General features: G+C 63.5%; 26 protein-coding genes. 16 read left to right on the top strand and 10 right to left on the bottom strand.

Translation table 11 applies throughout. From position 1 onward, the window contains the following. Window positions 1-83: 83 nt before the first annotated feature. The 8 genes from argH to BLS08_RS02465 all read left to right on the top strand — a co-directional run bounded on the left by argH (window position 84) and on the right by BLS08_RS02465 (window position 7,518). On the top strand, window positions 84-1,478 hold the full coding sequence (gene argH / locus BLS08_RS02500) for an argininosuccinate lyase (RefSeq protein WP_017678315.1): 1,395 nt from the start codon (window positions 84-86) through the stop codon (window positions 1,476-1,478). Between the two features lie 37 nt (window positions 1,479-1,515). Beyond that, a complete protein-coding gene (locus BLS08_RS02495; RefSeq protein ID WP_017678314.1) occupies window positions 1,516-1,758 on the top strand; it encodes a hypothetical protein in 243 nt (80 codons plus the stop codon). Between the two features lie 20 nt (window positions 1,759-1,778). Further along, window positions 1,779-2,258, top strand: a complete 480-nt coding sequence (locus BLS08_RS02490) for a GNAT family N-acetyltransferase (protein ID WP_017678313.1) — start codon at window positions 1,779-1,781, stop codon at window positions 2,256-2,258. A gap of 71 nt (window positions 2,259-2,329) precedes the next feature. Then, a complete protein-coding gene (locus BLS08_RS02485; RefSeq protein WP_244155362.1) occupies window positions 2,330-3,082 on the top strand; it encodes an endo alpha-1,4 polygalactosaminidase in 753 nt (250 codons plus the stop codon). A gap of 26 nt (window positions 3,083-3,108) precedes the next feature. Continuing rightward, the gene (locus BLS08_RS02480; RefSeq protein WP_021487646.1) at window positions 3,109-3,384 is read left to right on the top strand and encodes a hypothetical protein; all 276 of its coding nucleotides are present in this window, start codon (window positions 3,109-3,111) and stop codon (window positions 3,382-3,384) included. An 86-nt stretch (window positions 3,385-3,470) separates the two neighbouring features. Then, window positions 3,471-4,289: a substrate-binding periplasmic protein gene (locus BLS08_RS02475; RefSeq protein WP_394327929.1), complete on the top strand. Its 819-nt coding sequence runs from the start codon at window positions 3,471-3,473 to the stop codon at window positions 4,287-4,289. Next, window positions 4,286-4,540, top strand: coding sequence for a TIGR02647 family protein (locus BLS08_RS02470; protein ID WP_021487644.1), 255 nt, complete (start codon window positions 4,286-4,288; stop codon window positions 4,538-4,540). Before BLS08_RS02475 ends, BLS08_RS02470 begins: the two co-directional genes overlap by 4 nt. 119 nt (window positions 4,541-4,659) lie before the next feature. After that, window positions 4,660-7,518 (top strand): class I adenylate cyclase, encoded by a 2,859-nt coding sequence (locus tag BLS08_RS02465; protein WP_090335952.1) that lies wholly within the window; start codon window positions 4,660-4,662, stop codon window positions 7,516-7,518. On the opposite strand, the gene BLS08_RS02460 is transcribed toward BLS08_RS02465, so the two are convergent. From BLS08_RS02460 to BLS08_RS02440, 5 genes are all read right to left on the bottom strand, one after another. Beyond that, on the bottom strand, window positions 7,515-8,315 hold the full coding sequence (locus BLS08_RS02460) for a lipase family protein (RefSeq protein ID WP_075744833.1): 801 nt from the start codon (window positions 8,313-8,315) through the stop codon (window positions 7,515-7,517). The two genes, BLS08_RS02465 and BLS08_RS02460, sit on opposite strands and share 4 nt — an antisense overlap. A gap of 58 nt (window positions 8,316-8,373) precedes the next feature. Further along, window positions 8,374-8,781 carry a nucleoside diphosphate kinase regulator gene (gene rnk / locus BLS08_RS02455; protein ID WP_090335950.1) on the bottom strand — a complete coding sequence of 136 codons (408 nt, stop codon included), beginning with the start codon at window positions 8,779-8,781 and terminating at the stop codon, window positions 8,374-8,376. 119 nt (window positions 8,782-8,900) lie between these two features. Further along, window positions 8,901-9,098 carry a DUF1289 domain-containing protein gene (locus BLS08_RS02450; RefSeq protein ID WP_090335949.1) on the bottom strand — a complete coding sequence of 66 codons (198 nt, stop codon included), beginning with the start codon at window positions 9,096-9,098 and terminating at the stop codon, window positions 8,901-8,903. Beyond that, the gene (gene cyaY / locus BLS08_RS02445; RefSeq protein WP_003458550.1) at window positions 9,088-9,420 is read right to left on the bottom strand and encodes an iron donor protein CyaY; all 333 of its coding nucleotides are present in this window, start codon (window positions 9,418-9,420) and stop codon (window positions 9,088-9,090) included. Before cyaY ends, BLS08_RS02450 begins: the two co-directional genes overlap by 11 nt. A 68-nt stretch (window positions 9,421-9,488) precedes the next feature. After that, window positions 9,489-10,526, bottom strand: coding sequence for an AraC family transcriptional regulator (locus BLS08_RS02440; protein WP_090335946.1), 1,038 nt, complete (start codon window positions 10,524-10,526; stop codon window positions 9,489-9,491). Window positions 10,527-10,707: 181 nt separating this feature from the next. Between BLS08_RS02440 and lptM the strand changes: the two genes are divergently transcribed. The 6 genes from lptM to BLS08_RS02410 all read left to right on the top strand — a co-directional run bounded on the left by lptM (window position 10,708) and on the right by BLS08_RS02410 (window position 15,525). After that, window positions 10,708-10,833, top strand: a complete 126-nt coding sequence (lptM, locus tag BLS08_RS02435; protein ID WP_017361215.1) for an LPS translocon maturation chaperone LptM — start codon at window positions 10,708-10,710, stop codon at window positions 10,831-10,833. A 13-nt stretch (window positions 10,834-10,846) separates the two neighbouring features. Then, complete coding sequence (gene lysA / locus BLS08_RS02430; protein ID WP_055984575.1) at window positions 10,847-12,094, top strand: diaminopimelate decarboxylase; 1,248 nt, start codon at window positions 10,847-10,849, stop codon at window positions 12,092-12,094. Window positions 12,095-12,104: 10 nt separating this feature from the next. After that, window positions 12,105-12,935 carry a diaminopimelate epimerase gene (dapF, locus tag BLS08_RS02425; protein ID WP_090336080.1) on the top strand — a complete coding sequence of 277 codons (831 nt, stop codon included), beginning with the start codon at window positions 12,105-12,107 and terminating at the stop codon, window positions 12,933-12,935. Further along, window positions 12,932-13,630, top strand: a complete 699-nt coding sequence (locus tag BLS08_RS02420; protein ID WP_090335944.1) for a DUF484 family protein — start codon at window positions 12,932-12,934, stop codon at window positions 13,628-13,630. The genes dapF and BLS08_RS02420 overlap by 4 nt, the downstream gene beginning before the upstream one ends. 294 nt (window positions 13,631-13,924) lie before the next feature. Next, the gene (gene xerC / locus BLS08_RS02415; RefSeq protein WP_090335942.1) at window positions 13,925-14,827 is read left to right on the top strand and encodes a tyrosine recombinase XerC; all 903 of its coding nucleotides are present in this window, start codon (window positions 13,925-13,927) and stop codon (window positions 14,825-14,827) included. Beyond that, the gene (locus BLS08_RS02410) at window positions 14,824-15,525 is read left to right on the top strand and encodes an HAD family hydrolase (RefSeq protein ID WP_090335940.1); all 702 of its coding nucleotides are present in this window, start codon (window positions 14,824-14,826) and stop codon (window positions 15,523-15,525) included. Before xerC ends, BLS08_RS02410 begins: the two co-directional genes overlap by 4 nt. Before the next feature lie 193 nt (window positions 15,526-15,718). On the opposite strand, the gene sutA is transcribed toward BLS08_RS02410, so the two are convergent. From sutA to glnK, 4 genes are all read right to left on the bottom strand, one after another. Further along, window positions 15,719-16,042: a transcriptional regulator SutA gene (gene sutA, locus BLS08_RS02405; RefSeq protein WP_017678298.1), complete on the bottom strand. Its 324-nt coding sequence runs from the start codon at window positions 16,040-16,042 to the stop codon at window positions 15,719-15,721. A 77-nt stretch (window positions 16,043-16,119) separates the two neighbouring features. Next, complete coding sequence (locus BLS08_RS02400; RefSeq protein ID WP_017678297.1) at window positions 16,120-16,545, bottom strand: secondary thiamine-phosphate synthase enzyme YjbQ; 426 nt, start codon at window positions 16,543-16,545, stop codon at window positions 16,120-16,122. Window positions 16,546-16,643: 98 nt separating this feature from the next. Continuing rightward, complete coding sequence (locus BLS08_RS02395; protein WP_017678296.1) at window positions 16,644-17,894, bottom strand: ammonium transporter; 1,251 nt, start codon at window positions 17,892-17,894, stop codon at window positions 16,644-16,646. Between the two features lie 330 nt (window positions 17,895-18,224). Then, entirely contained in the window at window positions 18,225-18,563 is a 339-nt protein-coding gene (gene glnK / locus BLS08_RS02385; protein WP_003096476.1) for a P-II family nitrogen regulator, read from the bottom strand. A gap of 410 nt (window positions 18,564-18,973) precedes the next feature. Here glnK and BLS08_RS02380 point away from each other — a divergent pair, with 410 nt between their 5' ends. Both BLS08_RS02380 and BLS08_RS02375 read left to right on the top strand, forming a co-directional pair. Further along, a complete protein-coding gene (locus tag BLS08_RS02380; RefSeq protein WP_021487638.1) occupies window positions 18,974-19,231 on the top strand; it encodes an accessory factor UbiK family protein in 258 nt (85 codons plus the stop codon). Window positions 19,232-19,324: 93 nt separating this feature from the next. Next, window positions 19,325-20,818, top strand: coding sequence for a YifB family Mg chelatase-like AAA ATPase (locus tag BLS08_RS02375; protein WP_055984591.1), 1,494 nt, complete (start codon window positions 19,325-19,327; stop codon window positions 20,816-20,818). 1 nt (window position 20,819) lies between these two features. On the opposite strand, the gene BLS08_RS02370 is transcribed toward BLS08_RS02375, so the two are convergent. After that, entirely contained in the window at window positions 20,820-22,796 is a 1,977-nt protein-coding gene (locus BLS08_RS02370) for a methyl-accepting chemotaxis protein (protein WP_055984593.1), read from the bottom strand. Between the last annotated feature and the right edge of the window lie 43 nt (window positions 22,797-22,839).

Raw genomic sequence — 22,839 nt, 5'->3', positions numbered from 1 at the left:
CCTGTTATTATCGACGCACTTTGTCCGCCATGCCGGCCGCCGACGCGGCCGCCCGATCCAGAGCCCGAACCAGAGCAAGTGCCATGAGCAGCGAAAAAACCAACCAATCCTGGGGCGGCCGCTTCAGCGAACCTGTCGACGCCTTCGTCGCCCGCTTCACCGCCTCGGTCGAATTCGACAAGCGCCTGTACCGCCACGACATCATGGGCTCCATCGCCCACGCCAGCATGCTGGCCAAGGTCGGCGTCCTCAGCGATGCCGAGCGTGACGCCATCATTGATGGGCTCAAGCAGATCCAGGGTGAGATCGAAGCCGGCCAGTTCGACTGGCGCGTCGATCTGGAAGACGTGCACATGAACATCGAAGCGCGTCTGACCGACCGCATCGGCGTTACTGGCAAGAAGCTGCACACCGGTCGTTCGCGCAACGATCAAGTGGCCACCGATATCCGCCTGTGGCTGCGCGACGAAATCGACCTGATCCTCGCCGAGATCACTCGCCTGCAGCAGGGCCTGCTGGGATTGGCCGAAGCCGAAGCGGACACCATCATGCCGGGGTTCACCCACCTGCAGACCGCCCAGCCGGTGACCTTCGGCCATCATCTGCTGGCCTGGTTCGAAATGCTATCGCGCGATTACGAACGCCTGGTCGACTGCCGCAAGCGCACCAATCGCATGCCGCTGGGCTCGGCCGCACTGGCCGGCACCACCTATCCAATCCAGCGTGAAATCACTGCACAATTGCTGGGTTTCGACGCCGTTGGCGGCAACTCGCTGGACGGTGTATCGGATCGCGACTTCGCCATCGAATTCTGCGCCGCCGCCTCCCTGGCGATGATGCATCTGTCGCGCTTCTCCGAAGAGCTGGTGCTGTGGACCAGCGCCCAGTTCCAGTTCATCGACCTGCCGGATCGCTTCTGCACTGGCAGCTCGATCATGCCGCAAAAGAAGAACCCGGACGTGCCCGAGCTGGTGCGCGGCAAGACCGGCCGCGTGTTCGGCGCCCTGACCGGCCTACTGACCCTGATGAAAGGCCAGCCGCTGGCCTACAACAAGGACAACCAGGAAGACAAGGAACCGCTGTTCGACGCCGCCGACACCCTGCGCGACAGCCTGCGCGCCTTCGCTGACATGGTCCCGGCGATCAAGCCCAAGCGCGAGATCATGCGCGAAGCGGCGCTGCGCGGTTTCTCCACCGCCACCGACCTGGCCGACTACCTGGTGCGCAAGGGCCTGCCCTTCCGCGACTGCCACGAGATCGTCGGCCACGCGGTCAAATACGGCGTACAGAGCGGCAAGGACCTGGCCGAGATGAGCCTGGACGAGCTGCGCCAGTTCAGCGACCAGATCGGTGATGACGTATTCGCCGTGCTGACCCTGGAAGGCTCGGTCGGCGCACGCGACCATATCGGTGGCACGGCGCCAAATCAGGTGCGTGCGGCGGTAGCGCGCGGTCGGGAACTGCTGGCTAGCCGCTAAGCGACTTCTCGGAGAAAACTGGGGAAAAGGAGTTCCCATGGCAGAATTGTTGCTGCGCGGTTTGGCGTTAATTGCCGAGATCGCGCTTGAAATCATCATCGGCTATGTCTTCTACACCACCGGCTGGCTGGCACTACGACTTTTGACTCTGGGCCACTACCCGAATCTGCCGCTGCGCGTGGCCGACCCTATGGGTTCACGCAGCGCCTGGGTCGCCACGTTCGGTTTTCTCTGCCTGGTTGGCCTGCCCCTGACGTGGCTCACCGTCACTTACAGCTGAACACTGCCGCGAGACATTCCATGGCTATAAATATCCGCCCTGCCACCCCTAACGACGCCGAGCTGATACTGCGCTTTATCACCGACCTGGCCATCTACGAAAAGGCCGAGCATGAGGTGAAGACCGACGCGGCCGGCATCCGCGACAGCCTGTTCGCCGAAGGCAGCACTGCCCACGGTCTGATCTGTGAGAACGACGGCCAGCCCATCGGCTATGCCGTGTACTTCTTCAACTACTCCACCTGGCTGGGCAAGCACGGCCTTTACCTAGAGGACCTCTACGTCAGCCCCGAGGCTCGCGGACTGGGCGCCGGCAAGGCGCTGCTGCGCCATCTGGCACAACTGGCCGTGGCGAGGGGCTGCGGTCGCTTCGAGTGGTCGGTGCTGGACTGGAACACCCCGGCGATCGACTTCTACGAATCCTTCGGCGCCCGTCCGCAGAGCGAATGGACGACCTATCGCCTCACCGGCCAGGCCTTGCTGGACTTCGCCGCAGGCTGAGCAAGCCAGCGTCTGGCCAGGGCAACACCTCTGGCCTAAGGTAATTACACCTCCACCTGCTCCAGACCATCATGCGCACACTCCTTGCACTGCTCAGCGTTATCGCCCCGGCACTGACGGCGGCGACACCGGTCACCATTCCCGTCAATGCATCCTGGCATATGCAGCTCGATGGCAAACTGCAAACACCCAATCGCCTGGTCTATAACATCGACCTGTACAACACGCCCAAGCAAACCATCACCAATCTCAAGGCGGGTGGCCGTATCGTCATCTGCTATTTCAGCGCGGGCACCTGGGAAGACTGGCGCAGCGACGCTCAGGCCTACCCCACGGCGGCGCTGGGCAAAGCATTGCCTGATTGGCCTGGCGAGCGTTGGCTCGACTATCGCCGTGACGATGTACGCCAACTGCTCGCCAAACGCCTGGACCTGGCCGTCGACAAGGGCTGCGACGCAGTCGATCCGGACAACGTGGACGGCTACAGCAATGACAATGGCCTGAGCCTGACGGAAGCCGAGCAAATAGACTTCAACCGCTGGCTGGCCAGCGAGGCGCACAGCCGCGACCTGAGCATCGGCCTGAAGAATGCCGTAGAACTGCTGCCTGAGCTTGGCGACTACTTCGACTTTGCCATCAACGAGAGCTGCTATCGCTACAACGAATGCGACGGTTACAGTCACATGCGCAGCCAGGGCAAACCGATCTTCATCGCCGAATACCGCACCCTCAATACGAGTCTTTGCAGTCGAGCCGCGAACTCCGGCTTTCGTCTGCAATTCTTCAAAGTCAGCCTGAAGGGCGTTGGCGTCCCCTGCGACTGAGCCTGGGCCAGAACACGAGAGAAACCATGAGTCAAAACAACGAGCAAGAAGACGAAGACTTCGCCGAAGCCACCCTGATTCAGGCTATCGAAAACCAACTGGAAAGCGGTGAGCCCGCTGCAGCCAAGGCGGTTTACAACAAGCTGACGCTGGTCGGTTACGAGCGCGAGGAGATCCTCGAGCTGATGGCGCTGGTTCTGGCCCATGAAGTCGACGCCATGCTGCGCGAGGATCGCCCCTTCGATGGCACCTGGTATGAGCAGGCCCTGCGCGCCCTGCCGGAGCTGCCGGAAGAAAACTGAGCAAGGATTGATCCAGGCCACTGGCCGGACTGGCAAGCAGATTACTACTGTCACTGCCAAACCCGACCAGGAAGGCACCGTCCTCGATGGCCTGTCAGTCGACTCGAACTCTCGCTCTGCTTGTCTTCACGCTCTGCTTGAGCGGAGCGTGCATTGCTCGAGCCGAAACGCCGCGTATTGGTGCTGAGGATGACTGGCACCCTTACACCGCTCTGCGCAATGACAGGATCGAGGGCATGTCGGCAGACATAGTCCGCGCCGCTTTCAGTGCCAGCGACACGTCCGTCGAGCTGACGCCGTACCCCTATTCGCGCTGCATGGAGCTGGCGCGCTCAGGCAGCCTGGCAGGCTGCTTCAACACCACACCTGACGCGCACATCCGCGCGAAGTTCCTGTTACCGCAGGAGGTGCTGTTCAGCGACGATATTTTGCTCTGGGGCCATGCAGGGGACGCGGCAATAGATGACCTGGACGCCATCCGTGGCAAACGCGTGGCAGTCACCATCGGCTATACCTACGGCGAGTACTTCGACAGCTATGCAGATATCCAGCGCATTGCGGTACGGCGCGATATCAATGGCTTTCGCATGCTGCAGCGCGGGCGCGTGGACTACGTCATCGCCTTTCGCGGCACCACCGACGCACTGCTGCGCGACAACCCCGAACTGGTCGGCCAATTCAAGGCGCTGACCAGGGTGCATCGCCCGCGACTCTACTTGACCTTCTCCCGCCGCCACCCGCGGGCTGCTGCCTTGCTGCGCGACTTCGACGCAGGCATGCGACAGATCAGGCAGGATGGTACCTATCAACGAATTCTCGCCAACTGGCAGCTCAGCGATGGGCAGAGCGCGGCACATGGCTCTACACTGCAAGAGCGCCATAACAACAAGACGGAGTCACCATGAAGTCATTCACCGCTGACCTGATCGACGAGCTGGAAATCCTCGCCCTGTACAACCTGGACAATCATCAGGAGGGGCTAAAGGTGCACAACAACGCCTCATTCAAGGCGCAAGGCGCCATCACCCGTCTTCACGAAAAAGGCCTGGTGAGCCAAGCCGACGGCGGCTATCTGACCAGCCTGGGCATCGATGCCGCCGAGCATGCGCAAGCCCTGTTGACCATTCTCTCGACCCGTCAGACCACCTCCGCTTAATCTCGGTTGCCCGCCGGCCGCCCTTAAGGGAAAGGCGCGGCGGGCGATATAGCGTCAAAGGCACTGCACTGGCGAGCCTGCCGCTGATAGGCTTGCCGGATCTGCAGTAGAGTTCGAGCATGACGCGCACGCAGGAAATACGCCCCGATATCGATGACGGCATCGACCGCAAGGTGCTGGCGCAACTGCGCGCGCGCTTTCTGCAGATCAATCAGGGCCGCCTGCAGCGGGCCATGGAGGCGCTGTCCACACGCCAGCAACTGGTCCTCAAGCTGTTGCCATTGCTGCTGCACGTCAATCATCCACTGCTGCCTGGCTATGTCTCGGCCAGCACACCGGCCGGCCTCAGCGGCTTCGAGCCGGATGATGCCAGCCTCGCCGAAGTCCAGCGACTGACCCGCTCCTTCGTCTACAAACCGCGTCGCGGCCAGGGCGCTGCGCCGCTGCATGGCCTGTTCCTGATGGGCAGCCTGGGCACCGTGGCGCAGGCCGAACAGAGCGATATGGACCTGTGGTTATGCCACTCGCCCAACCTCACGGCGCAGGAACTGCAGGACCTGCGCAAGAAGTGCGACCAACTGGAAAGCTGGGCTGCCACTCAGGGCGCCGAGGTGCACGTCTTTCTGGTCGACCCGCAGCGCTTCACCCAGGGCGCGCGTGAGGCGCAACTGACCTCCGACGATTGCGGCACCACCCAGCACTATCTGCTGCTCGACGAGTTCTACCGCACCGCCATCTGGCTAGGCGGTCGTACGCCGCTCTGGTGGCTGGTGCCGGTCTACGAGGAAACGCGCTATCACGACTACTGCCGCATCCTGCTGAGCAAGCGTTTCGTGCGCGCCGAAGACGTACTGGACCTCGGCAACCTGGCGCATATCCCACCGGAAGAGTTCATCGGCGCCGGCATGTGGCAGCTGTACAAGGGCATCGAGTCGCCCTACAAGTCGGTGCTCAAGCTGTTGCTGACCGAGGTCTACGCCAGCGAGCATCCCCAGGTCGAGTGCCTGGCGCTGCGTTTCAAACGGGCGGTGTTCGAAGGCCGCCTGAACCTCGACGAACTGGACCCCTACATCGTCGTCTACCGTCGCCTGGAAGAGTATCTGAGCGCGCGCGGCGATCAGGAAAGGCTGGAGCTGATTCGCCGCTGCCTGTACCTGAAGGTCAACAAAAAGGTCAGCCGCCCACCGACGCGCGGCCGCACCAAAAGCTGGCAGCGCCTGCTGCTCGAGCGCCTGACGGCGGAATGGGGCTGGCACAGCCGCCAGCTCAACGTGCTCGACAGTCGCAGCCAGTGGAAAGTGCGCCAGGTCGCCGCCGAGCGCCGCGTGCTGGTCAACGAACTGACCTACAGCTACCGCTTTCTCTCGCAGTTCGCCCGCACTGCCGAGACCGGCAGTTCACTGAACAACCGTGACCTCAACGTGCTGGGCCGGCGCCTGTATGCAGCCTTCGAGCGCAAGGCCGGCAAGGTGGAGTATATCAACCCCGGCATCGCCCCGGACCTGGCCGAAGACACCCTGACCCTGGTCCAGCACCCCAGCCCCGAGGCGCCCAACGAATACCAGTGGGCGCTGTTCAACGGCAGCCTGGGCGCCCAGGAGTGGAGCGACTTTGCCCCGCTAAAGCGCTCGCGCGAACTGATCGAACTGCTCGCCTGGTGCCATCGCAACGGCGTGATCGACAGCAGCACGCGCCTGTCGCTGCACCCAGGCAGCAGCGACCTGACCGATTTCGAACTGTCCAACCTGATCGCCAGCCTGCAGCAAAGCTTCCCCTTGCCGCAGCCCAGCGTCGAAGAAGCCGCCCTGCTGCGTGCCAGCATCCCCAGCCAGGTGCTGTTGCTGGTCAATGTCGGGGTAGACCCGCTCAGGCAGCACAGCCAGATGAACGTGCACATGACCACCGGGCGCACCGATGCGCTGGGCTATTCGGGGGTGCGCGAGAACCTGGTACTGACCCTCGATCAGGTGGTGCTCAACAGCTGGAACGAACTGCAGGTCAGCCGCCATGACGGCACCGACGCCCTGCTCGACTGCCTGCGCGATCTGCTCAACAGCTTGCCGATCGGCGGCCCGCAACCCCAGGTACAGGTGCGCTGCTACTGTCGTAATCGCGCCCAGCCGATTGCCGAACGCGTCGACGAGTTGCTGCGCGACCTGCTCAACACCTATGCCGAAGGTCGCCAATCACGCTATCTGGTGCAGGTACGTCAGCATTACCACGTGTTGCAGCTGACACCCGGCCAGGTCAGCCACGCTGCTCTGGGTGATCTGCCAGCGTTGCTGGAGCACCTAGGCGCCGAGCAGGAGCTTTACAGCCCTCTGCATCTGGACCGCTATGCCCTCGATGGCGACGACCTCGCGCTGATCCTGCCCATGGGCCGCCCACAGTGCATCCAGGTGTTCTATCGCGTGCACGAAACCAGCGGCGAAGCGGAACTGACCCTGCTCGATGAACGCAATGCACTGTGGCGCCGGCGCCTGCCATTTCGCGATGAGCAGAGCCTGCTGACGCCGATCCATCGTTTCCTGCAGTCATTGCTGTATCGGCGCAATGCCATGCTGCCGCTCGATGGTGCCGACAACCAGCCGCCGCTGGAAATTCTCTACTACCAACTGCTGCCGGCGGCGCCATTACGCGCTCAGCGCCTCGAGCGCAGGCCGGCGCCCGAGGCGCAGGTCAGCCACCCGTTCTACGATGTGCAGGCCATCGTCGAGCCTGGCGACGGTCGCCAGCGCCACGTCACCCTGTACTGCAACCATCGCGAATTCTCAGAGCTGGAGTACGGCCGCGAGCTGTATCGCGCCGTGGCGCAGCACATCCTCGCCCAGCGTGCCGGCGGCGAACGCTATCCCTGCTACATCACCGACCTCGACCTGTCCGCCGTGCTGGCCGGGCAACAGGCGCAAACGGTGCATTACCTGCACTCCAAGAGCGGGCTGGAAGATGCCCTCAATACGGCGCTGCAGCAGGTCTAGCCCTTCATCGGCGCATCCGGATTGTTCAGTGCATAGAGGTAGCAGCCGCCCATGCTGTGGTTGGCGGCGACACCTCCGTAACTGGCGGTGAAGGTCACCGGCAAGCCCAGGTGCTGATAGAACCAGCGATCACTGTCCGCCGGTGGCACCTCGGGCACCAGGTCGCTGTCGTTGACCAACCGGTAAGTCGGCACGGCCAGCCCATTGTAATAGCTGGCGAACGCCGGGGACGCCAGACGCGGGCTGGCAAAGTTGTAATGCTGCAGCGGCAATGCAGGCCAGCGCTGCAGCAGATCCGGCACCACCAGCGTACTCAGGGTGCTGCCCAGGCTGTGACCACAGGCCCAGAGCCGCGCCTGCGGCTGCAAGCCGTCCAGTGCCAGCAGAGCCTGGTCACGCAACGAGGTGTAGAGTTTCAGAAAGCCGTCGTGCACCAGACCCGCCCCAGCCTGCCAGGGGTAGTCGCGCTGATCCAGGTCGAGGTCATCGAGCCAGTCCTGCACCGACTCGGTGCCGCGAAACACCAGGTAGCAATCACCCTGCGGATCCCGCGCGGCGAAGCCGAAGGGCTCGGACTCATTGAACACATGCCACTCGCTGAGCACGCTCCAGATCGGCGCGGAAAGCTGCCAGCCTTCCAGATCAGGCTGTTGCCAATGAAAGTGCTCGGGCGAGCGCGGGCACTGCTGCGCCAGCCATTGCTCGTACTGGTCGTAGGCGGCCATCAGCAGCTCGGCGCACAGCAAGGCGCGCGACAATTGGTAGGACGGCGGGAAATACAGCGGCAGACTCGGCATGGCGAGGCCTCCTTGCCATTAGCGGAAACCTCACTCTAGCCCAGCCTGGGGAAAGGCGTCAGCGGTCGTATTCGCCCGCTGCTTCCGGCTGGTATTCGACTTCCAGCAGGGTCAATTTGAGCTGCTTGCCGCCCGGCGCCGGCCAGTCGATGTGCTGGCCGACGGACAGACCGAGCAAGGCGCTGCCGACTGGCGCAAGGATGCTGACCTTGCCTTCGCCACCGGCATCCTGCGGGTAGACCAGGGTCAGGTGATAGTCCTTGCCGCTGCTCTCCTCGCGGCAGTGCACGCGCGAGTTCATGGTCACCACACCGGCCGGCACCTCGTCGTGCCCCACCACTTCGGCACGATCCAGCTCGGCCTGTAGCGCTTCTGCGCCAGGGCCGAACTCGTCCAGGCTGTCGAGCAGGCGCTCCAGACGCTGCAGATCGAGGCGAGTAATGGTGATGGTCGGTGAGCTGTTCATGATGCCGGGCGGACTCCTTGCGTAAACCGTAAAAAAGCAAAACCCCGCCCGAAGGCGGGGTTAAGCTGAATGTTCTGTCGAACCCTAACACAGCCGGACAAATAAACAAGACTGCTGGGTCAACGGCCCTGCTGGCGCTGTTGCAAACGCTGCTGCGCCGCCTGGCAGATCAAGCGGCGGCGGGCATTATCGGCCGCGCTCCAGTCAAGAATCTCCTGCAAGGTGCGGCCACAGCCCAGGCACTCATCGCGCTCGTCGAGGCAGCACTGGCGCCGACAGGGTGATGCCAGCGGCGCTTCGCTCGGCTCAGAGCTCATCGAACTCCAGCTCGGTGCCGCATTGCTCAAGGGTGATGCGCACCAGCATCTCGCCCAGTTGCTCGTCACTGGTATCGCAGATCCAGCGCCCTTCGGCCTCGTCATAGTCGAAATGGAAACCACCGGAGCGCGCGGCCAGCCACAGCTGACGAATCGGCTCCTGACGGCTGAAGATCAGCTGGCTGCCGTTATCGAAGCGCACCGTCAGCACACCGGCGCTGTTTTCCAGATCGACGTCCAGGCCGCTGTCGTCGAAGATGTCCTCCACCGCCTGCTGGGTGGCATCGACCAGGTCGTGAAAGCGGGCTTCGCTCAGGCTCATTGGGGTGTCCTCACTAGATGCAGCGACTGCAGAAAAATTAGGCGAAAACGCAAAACCAGGCTAGCGGCCTAGGCGCAAAGGTGGCGACGGTACTCGCCCGGACTCGTTCCCGTCCAGCGACGAAATGCGCGCGCCAGCGAACCCGGCTCGCTGAAACCGACCAGAAAGGCGATTTCCGCCAGTTCCAGTGTGGGGTCGCGCAGGTAGTGCAGCACCAGTTGCTGGCGGGTTTCGTCGACCAATTGGCTGAACGACAGCCCGCCCTCACGCAAGCGCCGCTGCAAGGTCCTTGGGCTTAGCGCCAGAGCAGCGGCGATGGTCTCCAGATCAGGCCCTTGCTCCGGCAACTGGCGCGCCAGCTCCAGACGCGCGCGATCGAGCACGCTGTAGCCCTGATTGAGCTCGGCCAGCAGGCGATCGGCGTAGGCATCGAGCATGCCACGCACCTGAGCATCGGCCTGGTTCAGCGGCGCCGCGAGCAAACGTTTGGGAAAGATCAGGGCATTGTCGGGTTGATCGAACAGCACCGGGCAGCGAAAGATGCGCGCGTGCTCAGAGGTATCCGCCGGCGCCGGATGCTGGAAGCGCACCTCGGTCGGCGCAATATCCAGGCCGCTGATCCAGCGTCCAAAACTGACCCAGCCGGCCAGGGTTCCTTCACTCAGCTGGCGCTGCTGCTGCGCCAGCAACGGCTGCCAGCTGTGGGCGACCAGCGGCTCGCTGTCGGGCCGAGCGGGCTCGTCGTCGAGCACGACCAGCCCCAGGTTGCCAACCAGCGAGGCATAGCGCGCCTGGCGATGCAGCGCGTCAGCCAGGGTTGCGCAGCTCATGATCAGGTAACCGAGCACGCCGTAATAACCCGGCCGTACCGATTCCCCCAGATGCAGGCCCAGATCCGGGTCGCCAGTCAGGCGCACGCCTTCGCCCAGCAGCGTCAGGTAAGCACTGGCCGCGATGCGCTGATCGCGCTGGCTCAGGGCTTCAGGACTGAGCTGGGCATGGGCGAGCAGCGCGTCGGCCGCCACCCCCTGGCGCTGCAGGTGTTCGATAAGGCCTTGCAGGTAGGCTACCGAGACCGAGCCGGCCAGAATCGCGGGATTGTCCATCAAGGCTCCTCGTTACTCGCCGCATGCTAACCCAAGCCGGCACGAATGCCTTCGGCACACACGCCAGATGCAGACGCAAATCGAGCCAGCGCCCCGCCAGGCGGGCGCCGGGCGCATAGGCAAGGTGGCAGGGGGTCGGTATACTCCGGCGCAATTCACGCTTATTTTCAAGGACTGTCCCATGAAGCGACTGACCCTCGCGCTCCTCGCCGCCGTTTGCCTGCTGGCTGGCTGCGGTCAGAAAGGCCCGCTGTACCTGCCGGGCGACGACAACGCCGGCAACAGCCGAGACCGTTTCGAACTCTGACAGGAGCTGCCCCATGGAAGCCTTCAACTACCGCGACGGTGAGCTGTTCGCGGAAGGCGTTGCCTTGTCCGCGCTGGCCCAGCGCTTCGGCACGCCCACCTACGTCTATTCCCGCGCACATATCGAAGTGCAGTACCGCGCCTATGCCGATGCCCTGGCCGGCATGCCGCACCTGGTCTGCTTCGCGGTCAAGGCCAACTCCAACATCGGCGTGCTGAACGTGCTGGCACGCCTCGGCGCCGGCTTCGACATCGTTTCCAGCGGTGAGCTGGAGCGCGTCCTGGCCGCCGGTGGCGAGCCGAGCCGCATCGTCTTCTCCGGCGTTGGCAAGAGCCGCGACGACATGCGCCGCGCGCTGGAAGTCGGTGTGCACTGCTTCAACGTCGAGTCCAGCGTCGAGCTGGAGCGCCTGCAGAAGGTAGCTGCCGAGCTGGGCGTCAAGGCGCCCGTCTCGCTACGGGTCAACCCGGACGTGGACGCCGGCACCCACCCGTACATTTCCACCGGCCTCAAGGAAAACAAGTTCGGCATCGACATCGAGCAGGCCGAGGCGGTCTACGCCCGCGCTGCCGAGCTGCCGAACCTGGAAGTGATCGGCGTCGACTGCCACATCGGTTCGCAGTTGACCACCCTTGAACCCTTCCTCGATGCCCTGGATCGCCTGTTGCTGCTGGTCGACAAGCTGGCCGCGCGCGGTATCACCATCAAGCATCTGGATCTCGGTGGTGGCCTTGGCGTGCAGTACCGCGACGAGCAGCCGCCGCTGGCCGGCGACTACATCACCGCCGTGCGCAAACGCCTGCAAGGTCGCGACCTGGGCCTGGTGTTCGAACCGGGCCGCTTCATCGTCGCCAACGCCGGCGTGCTGCTGACTCAGGTGGAATACCTCAAGCACACCGAGCACAAGGACTTCGCCATCGTCGATGCGGCGATGAACGATCTGATCCGCCCCGCCCTGTATCAGGCGTGGATGGACGTGTCGCCGGTGCAGCCGCGTGAAGGCGAGTCGCGTAACTACGACCTGGTCGGACCGATCTGCGAGACCGGCGACTTCCTGGCCAAGGATCGTCAGTTGGTGCTGGCCGAGGGTGACCTGCTGGCCGTGCGCTCGGCAGGCGCCTATGGCTTCGTCATGAGCTCCAACTACAACACCCGCGGCCGCGCCGCCGAGGTGCTGGTGGATGGCGAACAGGCTTATGAAGTGCGTCGTCGCGAGACAGTCCAAGAGCTCTATGCCGGCGAAAGCCTGCTGCCGGCCTGAGGGCGACGTCATGCTATTGCGCTTTACCAAGATGCACGGCCTGGGTAATGACTTCATGGTCCTCGACCTGATCAGTCAGCACGCCCACGTGCAACCCAAGCATGCCAAACAATGGGGCGACCGCCACGTCGGCGTCGGTTTCGACCAACTGCTGATCGTCGAGCCGCCGAGTCACCCGGATGTCGACTTCCGTTACCGCATCTTCAACTCCGACGGCTCGGAAGTTGAGCAGTGCGGCAACGGCGCGCGCTGCTTCGCCCGCTTCGTGCTGGACAAGCGCCTGACCACCAAGAAGGTCATTCGCGTCGAGACCAAGAGCGGCATCATCGAGCTGCGCGTGCAGAACGATGGCCAGGTCTGCGTCAACATGGGCGCACCGCGCCTGCAGCCGGAACAGGTGCCGTTCCAGGCCGACCAGGCCGCGCTGACCTATCGCGTCGACGTCGAGGGCCAGAGCGTCGAGCTGGCCGTGCTGTCGATGGGCAATCCGCATGCGGTGCTGCGCGTCGACAACGTTGATGACGCACCGGTGCATACGCTCGGGCCGAAGCTGGAACACCACCCGCGCTTCCCGCAGCGGGTCAATGTCGGCTTCCTCCAGGTGCTTGACCGCAAGCATGCGCGCCTGCGCGTGTGGGAGCGTGGTGCCGGCGAAACCCTGGCCTGCGGCACCGGCGCCTGCGCGGCGGCCGTTGCGGCCATTCGCCAGGGCTGGATGGATTCGCCCGTGCAACTGGAACTGCCAGGCGGCAAACTGTCCATCGAATGGGCAGGCGAGGGTCAGCCGGTTATGATGACCGGGCCCGCTGCCCGCGTATACGAAGGACAGGTTCGCCTATGACCGACCAGCAGGATTCGCCCAAACCGCTCGATTCGGAAACGGTCGCGGCCTATCTGCGCCTGCACCCGGAGTTCTTCATCGACCATGAAGAACTGATCCCCGAGCTGCGTATTCCGCACCAGTCCGGCAACGCCGTGTCGCTGGTAGAACGCCAGGTCAAGCTGCTGCGCGAGCGCAACATCGAGATGCGCCACCGCCTTGGCCAGTTGATGGACGTGGCGCGCGACAACGACCGCCTGTTCGACAAGACCCGCCGCCTGGTGCTGGACCTGCTCGATGCCGGCAGCCTCGAGGAAGTGGTCGGCGTGGTCGAAGACAGCCTGCGCCATGAATTCCAGGTGCCCTTCGTTGGCCTGATCCTGTTCAGCGACAACAAGCTGCCGGTCGGTCGCTCGGTCAGCTCGGCCGAGGCACATCAACAGGTCGGCGGCCTGCTCAGCGGCGGCAAGACCATCTGCGGCGTATTGCGCCCGCATGAGCTGGAGTTTCTCTTCGGCAAGGAAGACGCGCCGCAAGTCGGCTCCGCCGCCGTGGTCAGCCTCAACCATCAGGGCCTGCATGGCATTCTCGCCATCGGCAGCGCCGACCCGCAGCACTACAAGAGTTCGCTCGGCACCTTGTTCCTCAGTTATATCGCCGAAGTACTGGCCCGCGTACTGCCGAGTTTCGCCACGCCGCTGCGCTCGGTACGCTAGCAGGCCGTTGAAAAACGTAGGCGACGACTGCATGGATGCAGGAGGTAGAGCGAAGCAGGAAGCCCGAGCCGAGGCAGCCAGTGCAATACCGATGGCGGCCCCACAAAAACAGCCGAAAAACGACCGGGGTCGCGTCCGACTTTACGTGTTGTAAATGAGCATTTTGACTGGGCTCGCACGCGAGGCTGTTTTTAACGCAGCAATGGCAACGTAGGTAGTTTTTCAACGACCTGCTAGGTCGTGTAGGGTGGATGACGAAGCTCATCCACCATTGGCCCGTTCGGAAGCCGACACGTGACACTTGAAGCCCACCTCGACGCGTACATCGAACACCTGCGCCGCGAGCGCCAGGTGTCGACGCATACCCTCGACGGCTATCGGCGTGATCTCGGCAAGGTGCGGGCATTCTGCGAAGCCGAAGGCCTGAGCGACTGGGCCGGGCTGGACACACGCAACCTGCGCCGCCTGGTCGCCCGCCTGCATCAGCAGGGCCTGGCAAGCCGCAGCCTGGCGCGCCTGCTCTCGGCCACCCGCGGCCTCTATCAATATCTGTTGCGTGAAGGCCTGTGCCGTCACGATCCGGCGACCGGCCTGAGCCCGCCAAAACGCGAGCGCCGCCTTCCCCGCACCTTGGACGCCGACCGCAGCGCGCAACTGCTCGACGGCGCAGTCGAGGACGACTTCATCGCCCGCCGCGATCAGGCCATGCTCGAGCTGTTCTATTCCTCGGGCCTGCGCCTGTCCGAACTGGTAGGGCTCGATCTCGACGGCCTGGACCTGCCCGCTGGGCTGGTACGGGTGCGCGGCAAGGGCAACAAGGTGCGCGAACTGCCGGTCGGCAGCCTGGCGCGACAGGCACTGGAGCAATGGCTGCCGCTGCGCAAACTGGCCAACCCTGGAGACGGCGCGGTATTCATCAGCCAACAGGGCCGCCGCCTCGGGCCGCGCGCGGTGCAGCTGCGCGTGCGCCAGGCCGGCGTACGCGAGCTGGGCCAGCACCTGCATCCGCATATGCTGCGGCACAGCTTCGCCAGCCATATGCTGGAGTCTTCGCAGGATCTGCGCGCCGTGCAAGAGCTGCTCGGCCACGCCGATATCGCCACCACGCAGATCTACACCCACCTGGACTTCCAACACCTGGCCAGTGTCTACGACCAGACCCATCCACGTGCCAAGCGCAAAGGCGGCTCCGAATGAGCATTAAACTGATCACCTTCGACCTCGACGACACCCTGTGGGACGTCACTCCGGTGATGCAGGATGCCGAAGCCGCCCTGCGCAATTGGCTGGCCCTGCATGCGCCGCGCCTGGGCGCGGTGCCGGTCGAGCATCTGTGGGCGGTCCGCAGCCGTCTGCTCGACGCCGAGCCGATGCTCAAGCATCGCCTCAGCGAGCTGCGCCGGCGCATTCTGTTTCACGCCCTGGAAGACGCCGGCTACCCGCACAACGAGGCGCAGACGCTGGCCGAAGCGGGATTCCAGGTCTTTCTCAGCGCCCGCCATCAGGTCGAACTGTTCACCGAGGTACATCCGACGCTGGAGGCCTTGGCCGAGCGCTTCATGCTCGGCGTGATCACCAATGGCAATGCCGACGTGCGGCGCCTGGGTCTGTCGGACTACTTCCAGTTCGCCCTGTGCGCCGAAGAACTGGGCATCGGCAAACCCGACCCGAAACCTTTCCGTGAAGCCCTCAGCCGCGCAGGCGGCGTGGCGGCCGAGCGCGCCGTGCATATCGGCGATCATCCCAGCGACGATATCGCCGGTGCTCAGGCAGCCGGCATGCGTGCGATCTGGTTCAACCCGCAGGGCCGAGCCTGGGAAGGTGAGACGACACCAGACGCGCAAATCAGCAGCCTGGCAGAGCTGCCCGCGTTGCTGGGCAGTTGGATGCGTTAATCCAGCCCCCTTGTAGGAGCCCGCTTGCGGGCGATCAGGACGACCGCAAGTGGATCGCCCGCAAGCGGGCTCCTACGAGATGCCGGCGCGGGCATACTGCGCCCCCCGTGATCTGCGCCGCCCCGGATTGCCGCCAGGGATGGCGGACACAAAAAACCCGCCACAGGGGCGGGTTCCTTGTAGCTAGCCGTCCTCAGATGGGGCGGCTGCCGTATTTGCTGTCGGGCTTCTTGGGTGGGTCGGCGACCACATTGGGCTCCACCTCCTGCACCTTGCCACCACGGGAGAGAAACTCTTCCATGGCACGCGCCAGGGCATCGCGCTCCTTCTGCTTGGCTTCGATGCTGGGCAGCTCATCGACTTCAACGGCTTTGGCCTTGCTCTTCTTGCCGCTGGCTACGACCGCACCATCGCCTTCATCGTCGCCGCTGTCGCCGTCATCGGCAGCAGCCAGCTCCTCACCATCGTCCTCGTCAGCCCCGTCCAGATCGTCTTGTTCCAGGTCTTCGTCGCTCATGTTCAACCTCATGACTTGCGAAAAGCAGGTTAGTTATAGCCCAGTCGCGCGATGTACACCGCTCGACCGGAAAAAATTCAAATAGCCTCACCATGCAAGGTCGCCACCACTCGCCGAGCACCGCCATGATCGCGATGCTCACCAAGGTAGATCCCCTGCCAGGTACCAAGCGCCAGCCGTCCCTGCTGTATCGGCAGCTGTAGCTGAAAGCCCAGCAGACTGCCCTTGAAGTGCGCCGGCAAATCATCCGGCCCTTCGTAATCGTGCTCGTAGCCCGCCTCCCCCTGCGGCACCAGACGGTTGAAGAAGCGCTCGAAATCGCGGCGCACCGCGGGATCGGCGTTCTCGTTGACCGTCAGCGATGCCGAGGTGTGCTGCAGCCACAGATGCAACAGACCAACACGTACCTGCGCCAGTTCCGGCAATGCTGCCAGCACTTCTTCGGTCACCAGATGAAAACCGCGCTCACGCGGGCGCAGACTGATGATGCGTTGCTGCCACATGCCGCTCTCACTCTCGATGACTCCAGCGCGCGCATTCTAGCGTGCTGCCAGAAAAAACAAAGGGCGCCCGAAGGCGCCCTTTGCGATTTACCGGAGGATCACTTGTTGGTGAATTCCGGGTAGGCCTCCATACCGCACTCGGCGATATCCACACCTTCGTATTCTTCTTCTTCGCTGACGCGCAGACCGATCACCGCCTTGATGATGCTCCAGACGATCAGGCTGGCGATAAATACCCAGGCGAAGATGCTGCCGATACCCAGCAACTGAGCACCCAGCGAAGCATCGCTGTTGGTCAGGCAAACAGCCAGCAGACCCCAAATGCCGACCACACCGTGTACGGAGATGGCACCAACCGGATCGTCGATCTTGACCTTGTCCAGACCGAGGATGGCGAACACCACCAGCACACCACCCACGCCGCCAATCAGAGTCGCCTGCAGGCCGCTCGGGGTCAGCGGTTCGGCGGTGATGGCCACCAGGCCAGCCAGGGCACCGTTGAGCGCCATGGTCAGGTCAGCCTTGCCGAACAGGATGCGGGCAACGATCAGCGCGGCAATCAGGCCGCCGGCGGCTGCCATGTTGGTGTTGACGAACACCTGGGCAACGGCGTTGGCGTCTTCGATGGTGCTCATCTTCAGCTGCGAGCCGCCGTTGAAGCCGAACCAGCCCATCCACAGGATGAAGGTGCCGAGCGTCGCCAGCGGCAGGTTGGCACCCGGGATGGCGTTGACCTGGCCGTTGGCGCCGTACTTGCCTTTACGTGCACCGAGCAGCAGCACACCAGCCAGAGCAGCGGTAGCACCCGCCATGTGAACCACACCGGAGCCTGCGAAGTCGAGGAAGCCTGCTTCGTTGAGGAAGCCCGAGCCCCATTTCCAGAAACCCTGAACCGGGTAGATGAAGCCGGTCATGACCACGGCGAAAGCCAGGAAGGCCCACAGCTTCATGCGCTCGGCAACGGCACCGGACACGATCGACATGCAGGTCGCGGCGAACACCACCTGGAAGAAGAAGTCCGAACGGGCCGAGTAGTAAGGTGCATCGTCGCCACCGGCTAGTACCGAGTCGACGCTGTTTTCGTCACCGATCAGGAAGCCCAGGCTCGGCAGGATGCCGCCTTCCGGGCTGGAGTACATGATGTGGTAGCCGATCACCAGGTACATGACGCTGGCCACGGCATAGAGCGCCACGTTCTTGGTCAGGATCTCGGTGGTGTTCTTGGCACGCACCAGGCCGGATTCGAGCATGGCAAAACCCGCTGCCATCCACATCACCAGGGCACCACAGATCAGAAAGTAGAAGGTATCGAAGCCGTACTGCAATGCAGTCAATGCTGTGTTATCCATTTTTCACCTCTTGCCGCGCTTTTGTAGTGCGCTGTTCGGTTGAAACGTCCAGGTTGGCTCAGGACGCGTCCGCATGCTTACAGGTCGTTGCCACGCTCGTTCTGGATCACCGGAACCCCTGCGCCGTGAGGCGACCAGGCATTCCCATCACTAGGCCGAGCGCAAGACCAAAGAGGGTCTGGCACAGCAGAGCGGCGAAGACATCGCCGGCTCCGGCTTTGGCCCTCGAAAACAGCGTAAAGCCAGAATTCGAGGACAAAAGGGCTCCTAGCCCTGCGAAAGTTCGCAGAGTCATGGGTTTACTCCTGGGGCGTGGGGTTCGGAGGCTTGTTAGATCGCGTCGGTATCGGTTTCGCCGGTACGGATACGAATCGCCTGTTCCAGGTTGACTACGAAAATCTTGCCGTCACCGATCTTGCCGGTGTTGGCAGCCTTGGTGATGGCCTCGATCACGCGATCGAGCTGATCGTCAGCGATGGCCACGTCGATCTTCACCTTGGGCAGGAAGTCGACCACATACTCGGCACCGCGATACAGCTCGGTATGACCTTTCTGGCGGCCGAAGCCCTTGACCTCGGTGACGGTAATGCCCTGCACGCCGATCTCCGACAGCGACTCGCGCACGTCGTCCAGCTTGAACGGCTTGATGATGGCAGTGACTAGCTTCATGAAACTTTCTCCCGTGTAAGGTGGACTTGCCCCAGGAATTGCGAACCCGGCTCAAGTCTAAGCGCAGTGTCTGGCTTTTGTAATGCACCGACCGCTCCAGCCTGGCGTGGTCGATACCCACCAACCGCTCCCGACGAAGCACTCCCCCGCTTCGCCTGCAGCACCAGAACTGCATCGGTGCATGCGTCGCTGGGGTCTAAGCAGAAAGCTTGCCAGCTCACGCAAAAGCGCTATCTATCAAGCCTTTAACAGCTTCCAGCCACGGTGACCGGTCATTCACGTCGAATGCAGCGCACAAACTTGGTGCATAGGCACATTGAGTAATGCTCAAAAATCGTGCAATCAGTGCTAGACCTCCCCGCCGGAGGCTGCGTGCTACACTGCCGACCGTCTGTTTACGGAACCTGATCATGCTGCCGCCGAAAGCCTTGCTCGACACTCTCAGTAGCCACGCCTCGCGCCTTTTCAGCGGCGACAGCCCGCTGCCTCGCGCCGAACTGGAAGCGCAGTTCAAAGCCCTGCTACAGAGCGGTTTCAGCAAGCTCGATCTGGTCAGCCGTGACGAATTCGACAGCCAGATGGTGGTCCTGGCCCGCACCCGCGCTCGCCTCGAGGCGCTGGAAGCAAAGGTCGCCGAACTGGAAGCCAAGCTCACCGCCGCAGACTAAGGTTATGTTGTAGGAGCGGCTTCAGCCGCGAACAGGCTTCGCGGCTGAAACCGCTCCTACAGGCACTGCACCCCACTTGATCAAGGAGCGATCATGTCCCTGGCCATCGTTCACAGCCGTGCCCAGGTCGGCGTCGAAGCACCGGCTGTCACCGTCGAAGCGCACCTGGCCAACGGCCTACCCTCCCTGACGCTGGTGGGCCTGCCGGAGACAGCAGTCAAGGAGAGCAAGGATCGCGTGCGCAGCGCCATCCTCAATGCCGCCTTCGAATTCCCCAGCAAACGCATCACCTTGAACCTCGCGCCCGCCGATTTACCGAAAGACGGCGGCCGTTTCGATCTCGCCATCGCCCTGGGGATTCTCGCGGCCAGCGGCCAGGTGCCGGCTCAATCCCTGGACGAATGCGAATGCCTGGGCGAACTGGCGCTGTCCGGCGCGGTGCGTCCCGTGCAGGGCGTATTGCCGGCAGCCCTGGCCGCGCGCGCAGCCGGGCGCACCCTATTGGTGCCACAGGCCAATGCCGAAGAGGCCAGCCTGGCCTCAGGGCTGAAGGTAATCGCCGTCGAGCACCTGCTGCAGATCGCCGCGCACCTCAACGGCAGTGCTCCTCTCGAACCCTACGCCGCCCAAGGTCTGCTCAGGCAGAGCCTGCCCTATCCGGATCTGGCTGAAGTGCAGGGCCAGTTGGCCGCCAAACGTGCGTTGCTGGTGGCCGCCGCTGGATCGCATAACTTGCTGCTCAGCGGCCCACCCGGTACCGGCAAGACGCTGCTCGCCAGCCGCCTGCCCGGCTTGCTGCCGCCTCTGGACGAGAGCGAGGCCCTGCAGGTCGCCGCCATCCATTCGGTAGCCAGCCATCTGCCGCTGCAGCACTGGCCGCAGCGCCCCTTTCGCACGCCGCACCACAGCGCCTCCGGGCCGGCATTGGTGGGGGGTGGCAGTCGCCCGCAACCTGGTGAAATAACCTTGGCCCATATGGGCATCCTGTTCCTCGATGAGCTGCCGGAATTCGATAGGAAAGTGCTGGAGGTGCTGCGAGAACCGCTGGAAAGCGGCCACATCGTCATTGCCCGGGCACGCGACAAGGTACGTTTCCCCGCGCGTTTTCAACTCGTTGCCGCCATGAACCCTTGCCCTTGCGGCTATCTGGGCGACCCGAGCAACCGCTGTCGTTGCACACCGGAGCAGATCCAGCGTTACCGCGCCAAGCTGTCCGGGCCACTGCTCGATCGCATCGACCTGCACCTGACGGTCGCCCGCGAAACGACGATATTGAACGCCCCACCGCAAGATGGCGAAAGCACTGCGCAGGCGGCATCCAAAGTGGCGCGGGCACGTGAGCGACAACTGCAACGTCAAGGGACGGCCAATGCCTTTCTCGACTTGCCCGGCCTGCGCCAGCACTGCGCCCTGAGCGGCGCGGATCGTCAGTGGCTGGAGAGCGCCTGCGAACGTCTCGGCCTGTCGCTACGCGCCGCGCACCGAGTGCTCAAGGTGGCGCGCACACTGGCAGACCTGGCGGAGCAGCAGCAGATCAGCCGTGAACATCTGGCCGAAGCGCTGCAGTATCGCCCCGCCGCGGGATGAATCAGCGGAAGCGCTCGACCTCCTGACGCAGTTGAGCGGCCAGGCGATCCAGCTCGCGCGCGGTATCGGCCAGGTTGGCCACCACTTCACGCTGCTCGCCATTGGCCTGGGCGATGCTCTGCAGGTTGGCGCTGAGCACGGTTGCAGTGCTGCTTTGCTCGCTGGTAGCGGTGGTGATGGCGGCGAATTGCTCGCCGGCCTCGGCGCTCTGCTCACTGATCTGCGCCAGCGCCGCAGCCACCTTGGCGTTACGTTCCAGGCCATCCTGCATCAATTGTCGGCCGTGCTCCATGGTGGCGATGGCGCTGCTGGTCTCGCTCTGGATGCTGCCGATCATGGTGGAAATCTCGTTGGTCGCCTCACGGGTGCGTCCAGCCAGGTTGCGCACTTCGTCGGCGACCACGGCAAAACCGCGGCCCTGCTCGCCGGCACGTGCGGCTTCGATGGCAGCGTTGAGCGCCAGCAGGTTGGTCTGGTCGGCGATCGCCGTAATGACGCTGACGATACCGCCGATCTCCTGGGAGCGCTGGCCGAGGCCGTTGATGGCCGTGGAGGTTTGCTCAAGTGCTTCGGCGATCTGCACCAGCGCTTCGGAAGCCTGATCCATCGAGGTACGCCCGATGCGGGTTTGCTGGGCATTGTCGCTGGCCAGGCGTTCGGTGCTGCGCATGTTGTCGGCGATGTTCTGCGAGGTGGCACTGAACTCCTCCACCGCGCCGGCCATGCTGCTGATCTCGCCGGATTGCTGGTCGATGCCCTGATAGGCGTCACGTGACAGCGTGGACATCCCTTGCGAGCGCGCGCTGACATCCTGAGCGGCGCTGCGAATACCCGCCACCATGCTTGCCAGCGCCTCGCCCATGCGGTTGAAGCTGCGCGCCAGCTCACCGATCTCATCGCCGCTGGACTGCGCCATGCGCGCACCAAGATCACCGGCACCGAGCGCCTGCGCCTGCTGTACCAGATCGCCCAGCGGGCGCAGTTTGCGTCGCAACAGCCAGACCACGGCGATCACCGCCAGCAGCAGGGTCAGTGCACTGCCAATCGCCAGCTGGGTACCGACACGCCAGGTGACGGCCTGAATTTCCTCGCGCGGCATGCTCGCCAGCACCATCCAGGGTCCGCCGGCAAAGGGCATGGCGACACTGTAGAACTCATTCTGGCCGTCGTTCCAGAAACCGCCGTCCCCCGAGTGAGCGATCAGCTCGCCGAGGGCTGCCGGTAGTGTATCCAGAGCGCCAGTGCCAGCGGGCTTGACCAGCCACTTACCCTGCTCGTCGAGCAGGGCAAGTGAGCCCGTTTCGCCAATCCGAAATTCGCTCAGTTTTTTGAATTGCAGCTTCTGCGCATCGGTGTAGTCGAAGCCGACGAACAGCACGGCAATGACCTGCCCACTGCCATCACGCACGGGGGTGTACTGGGTCATGTAGTTGCGGTCGAAGAGCAAAGCCCGGCCCACGTAATTCTGCCCGGCCAGCAGGCGCTGATAGGCCGGGTGCTGGTGATCAAGCGCCGTTCCCAGAGCACGAGTGCCGTCCTGCTTGGTCAGCGAGGTGGTGATGCGGATGAATTCGCTACCGTCACGCACGAATACCGTGGCCACACCCGCAGTCATGCGCGTGAAGTCATCGACCTCGGTGAACTCGTTGTTCAAGCGCGTAGCCCCCAGGTAAAGCGCAGGTGTCTGCAGGCTGCCGACACTCACACGCTCGTCACTGCGCACCTGCAGCCCTGTACTGAAGCGCTGTTCGAACAATCCAGCCAGACGCTGCGTGCTCTCACGCAGGCTGCCATGGAAGGTTTCGAGCTGGTCGGCCAGCAACCCCGCCTCGCTGCCCAGGTGCTTTTCGCGAGTGACCAGATTGGCCTCGTTGAGTGAGCGCAGGGCAAACAGGGTGCTGACGCTGATCAGCAGCACCAGCACCAAAGCCAGCATGGCAGCCAGTTGCAGGGCTATACGAGAGCGAGGAGGATTCATGAGGACTCCAGGTGTGCGCCCATGGGCATATGGGCAGATAACT

This window comes from Ectopseudomonas chengduensis (assembly GCF_900102635.1).
Lineage (GTDB): Bacteria > Pseudomonadota > Gammaproteobacteria > Pseudomonadales > Pseudomonadaceae > Aquipseudomonas > Aquipseudomonas chengduensis.
The sequence above is the reverse complement of the archived record's forward strand: the minus strand, read 5'-3'. Positions and strand labels throughout refer to the sequence as shown.

Bases quoted from the DNA above. Each gene is read 5' to 3' on its own strand.
- argH (WP_017678315.1), top strand. From the start codon at position 84: ATGAGCAGCGAAAAAACCAACCAATCCTGGGGCGGCCGCTTCAGCGAA.
- BLS08_RS02495 (WP_017678314.1), top strand. From the start codon at position 1,516: ATGGCAGAATTGTTGCTGCGCGGTTTGGCGTTAATTGCCGAGATCGCG.
- BLS08_RS02490 (WP_017678313.1), top strand. From the start codon at position 1,779: ATGGCTATAAATATCCGCCCTGCCACCCCTAACGACGCCGAGCTGATA.
- BLS08_RS02485 (WP_244155362.1), top strand. From the start codon at position 2,330: ATGCGCACACTCCTTGCACTGCTCAGCGTTATCGCCCCGGCACTGACG.
- BLS08_RS02480 (WP_021487646.1), top strand. From the start codon at position 3,109: ATGAGTCAAAACAACGAGCAAGAAGACGAAGACTTCGCCGAAGCCACC.
- BLS08_RS02475 (WP_394327929.1), top strand. From the start codon at position 3,471: ATGGCCTGTCAGTCGACTCGAACTCTCGCTCTGCTTGTCTTCACGCTC.
- BLS08_RS02470 (WP_021487644.1), top strand. From the start codon at position 4,286: ATGAAGTCATTCACCGCTGACCTGATCGACGAGCTGGAAATCCTCGCC.
- BLS08_RS02465 (WP_090335952.1), top strand. From the start codon at position 4,660: ATGACGCGCACGCAGGAAATACGCCCCGATATCGATGACGGCATCGAC.
- BLS08_RS02460 (WP_075744833.1), bottom strand. From the start codon at position 8,315: ATGCCGAGTCTGCCGCTGTATTTCCCGCCGTCCTACCAATTGTCGCGC.
- rnk (WP_090335950.1), bottom strand. From the start codon at position 8,781: ATGAACAGCTCACCGACCATCACCATTACTCGCCTCGATCTGCAGCGT.
- BLS08_RS02450 (WP_090335949.1), bottom strand. From the start codon at position 9,098: ATGAGCTCTGAGCCGAGCGAAGCGCCGCTGGCATCACCCTGTCGGCGC.
- cyaY (WP_003458550.1), bottom strand. From the start codon at position 9,420: ATGAGCCTGAGCGAAGCCCGCTTTCACGACCTGGTCGATGCCACCCAG.
- BLS08_RS02440 (WP_090335946.1), bottom strand. From the start codon at position 10,526: ATGGACAATCCCGCGATTCTGGCCGGCTCGGTCTCGGTAGCCTACCTG.
- lptM (WP_017361215.1), top strand. From the start codon at position 10,708: ATGAAGCGACTGACCCTCGCGCTCCTCGCCGCCGTTTGCCTGCTGGCT.
- lysA (WP_055984575.1), top strand. From the start codon at position 10,847: ATGGAAGCCTTCAACTACCGCGACGGTGAGCTGTTCGCGGAAGGCGTT.
- dapF (WP_090336080.1), top strand. From the start codon at position 12,105: ATGCTATTGCGCTTTACCAAGATGCACGGCCTGGGTAATGACTTCATG.
- BLS08_RS02420 (WP_090335944.1), top strand. From the start codon at position 12,932: ATGACCGACCAGCAGGATTCGCCCAAACCGCTCGATTCGGAAACGGTC.
- BLS08_RS02410 (WP_090335940.1), top strand. From the start codon at position 14,824: ATGAGCATTAAACTGATCACCTTCGACCTCGACGACACCCTGTGGGAC.
- sutA (WP_017678298.1), bottom strand. From the start codon at position 16,042: ATGAGCGACGAAGACCTGGAACAAGACGATCTGGACGGGGCTGACGAG.
- BLS08_RS02400 (WP_017678297.1), bottom strand. From the start codon at position 16,545: ATGTGGCAGCAACGCATCATCAGTCTGCGCCCGCGTGAGCGCGGTTTT.
- BLS08_RS02395 (WP_017678296.1), bottom strand. From the start codon at position 17,894: ATGGATAACACAGCATTGACTGCATTGCAGTACGGCTTCGATACCTTC.
- glnK (WP_003096476.1), bottom strand. From the start codon at position 18,563: ATGAAGCTAGTCACTGCCATCATCAAGCCGTTCAAGCTGGACGACGTG.
- BLS08_RS02380 (WP_021487638.1), top strand. From the start codon at position 18,974: ATGCTGCCGCCGAAAGCCTTGCTCGACACTCTCAGTAGCCACGCCTCG.
- BLS08_RS02375 (WP_055984591.1), top strand. From the start codon at position 19,325: ATGTCCCTGGCCATCGTTCACAGCCGTGCCCAGGTCGGCGTCGAAGCA.
- BLS08_RS02370 (WP_055984593.1), bottom strand. From the start codon at position 22,796: ATGAATCCTCCTCGCTCTCGTATAGCCCTGCAACTGGCTGCCATGCTG.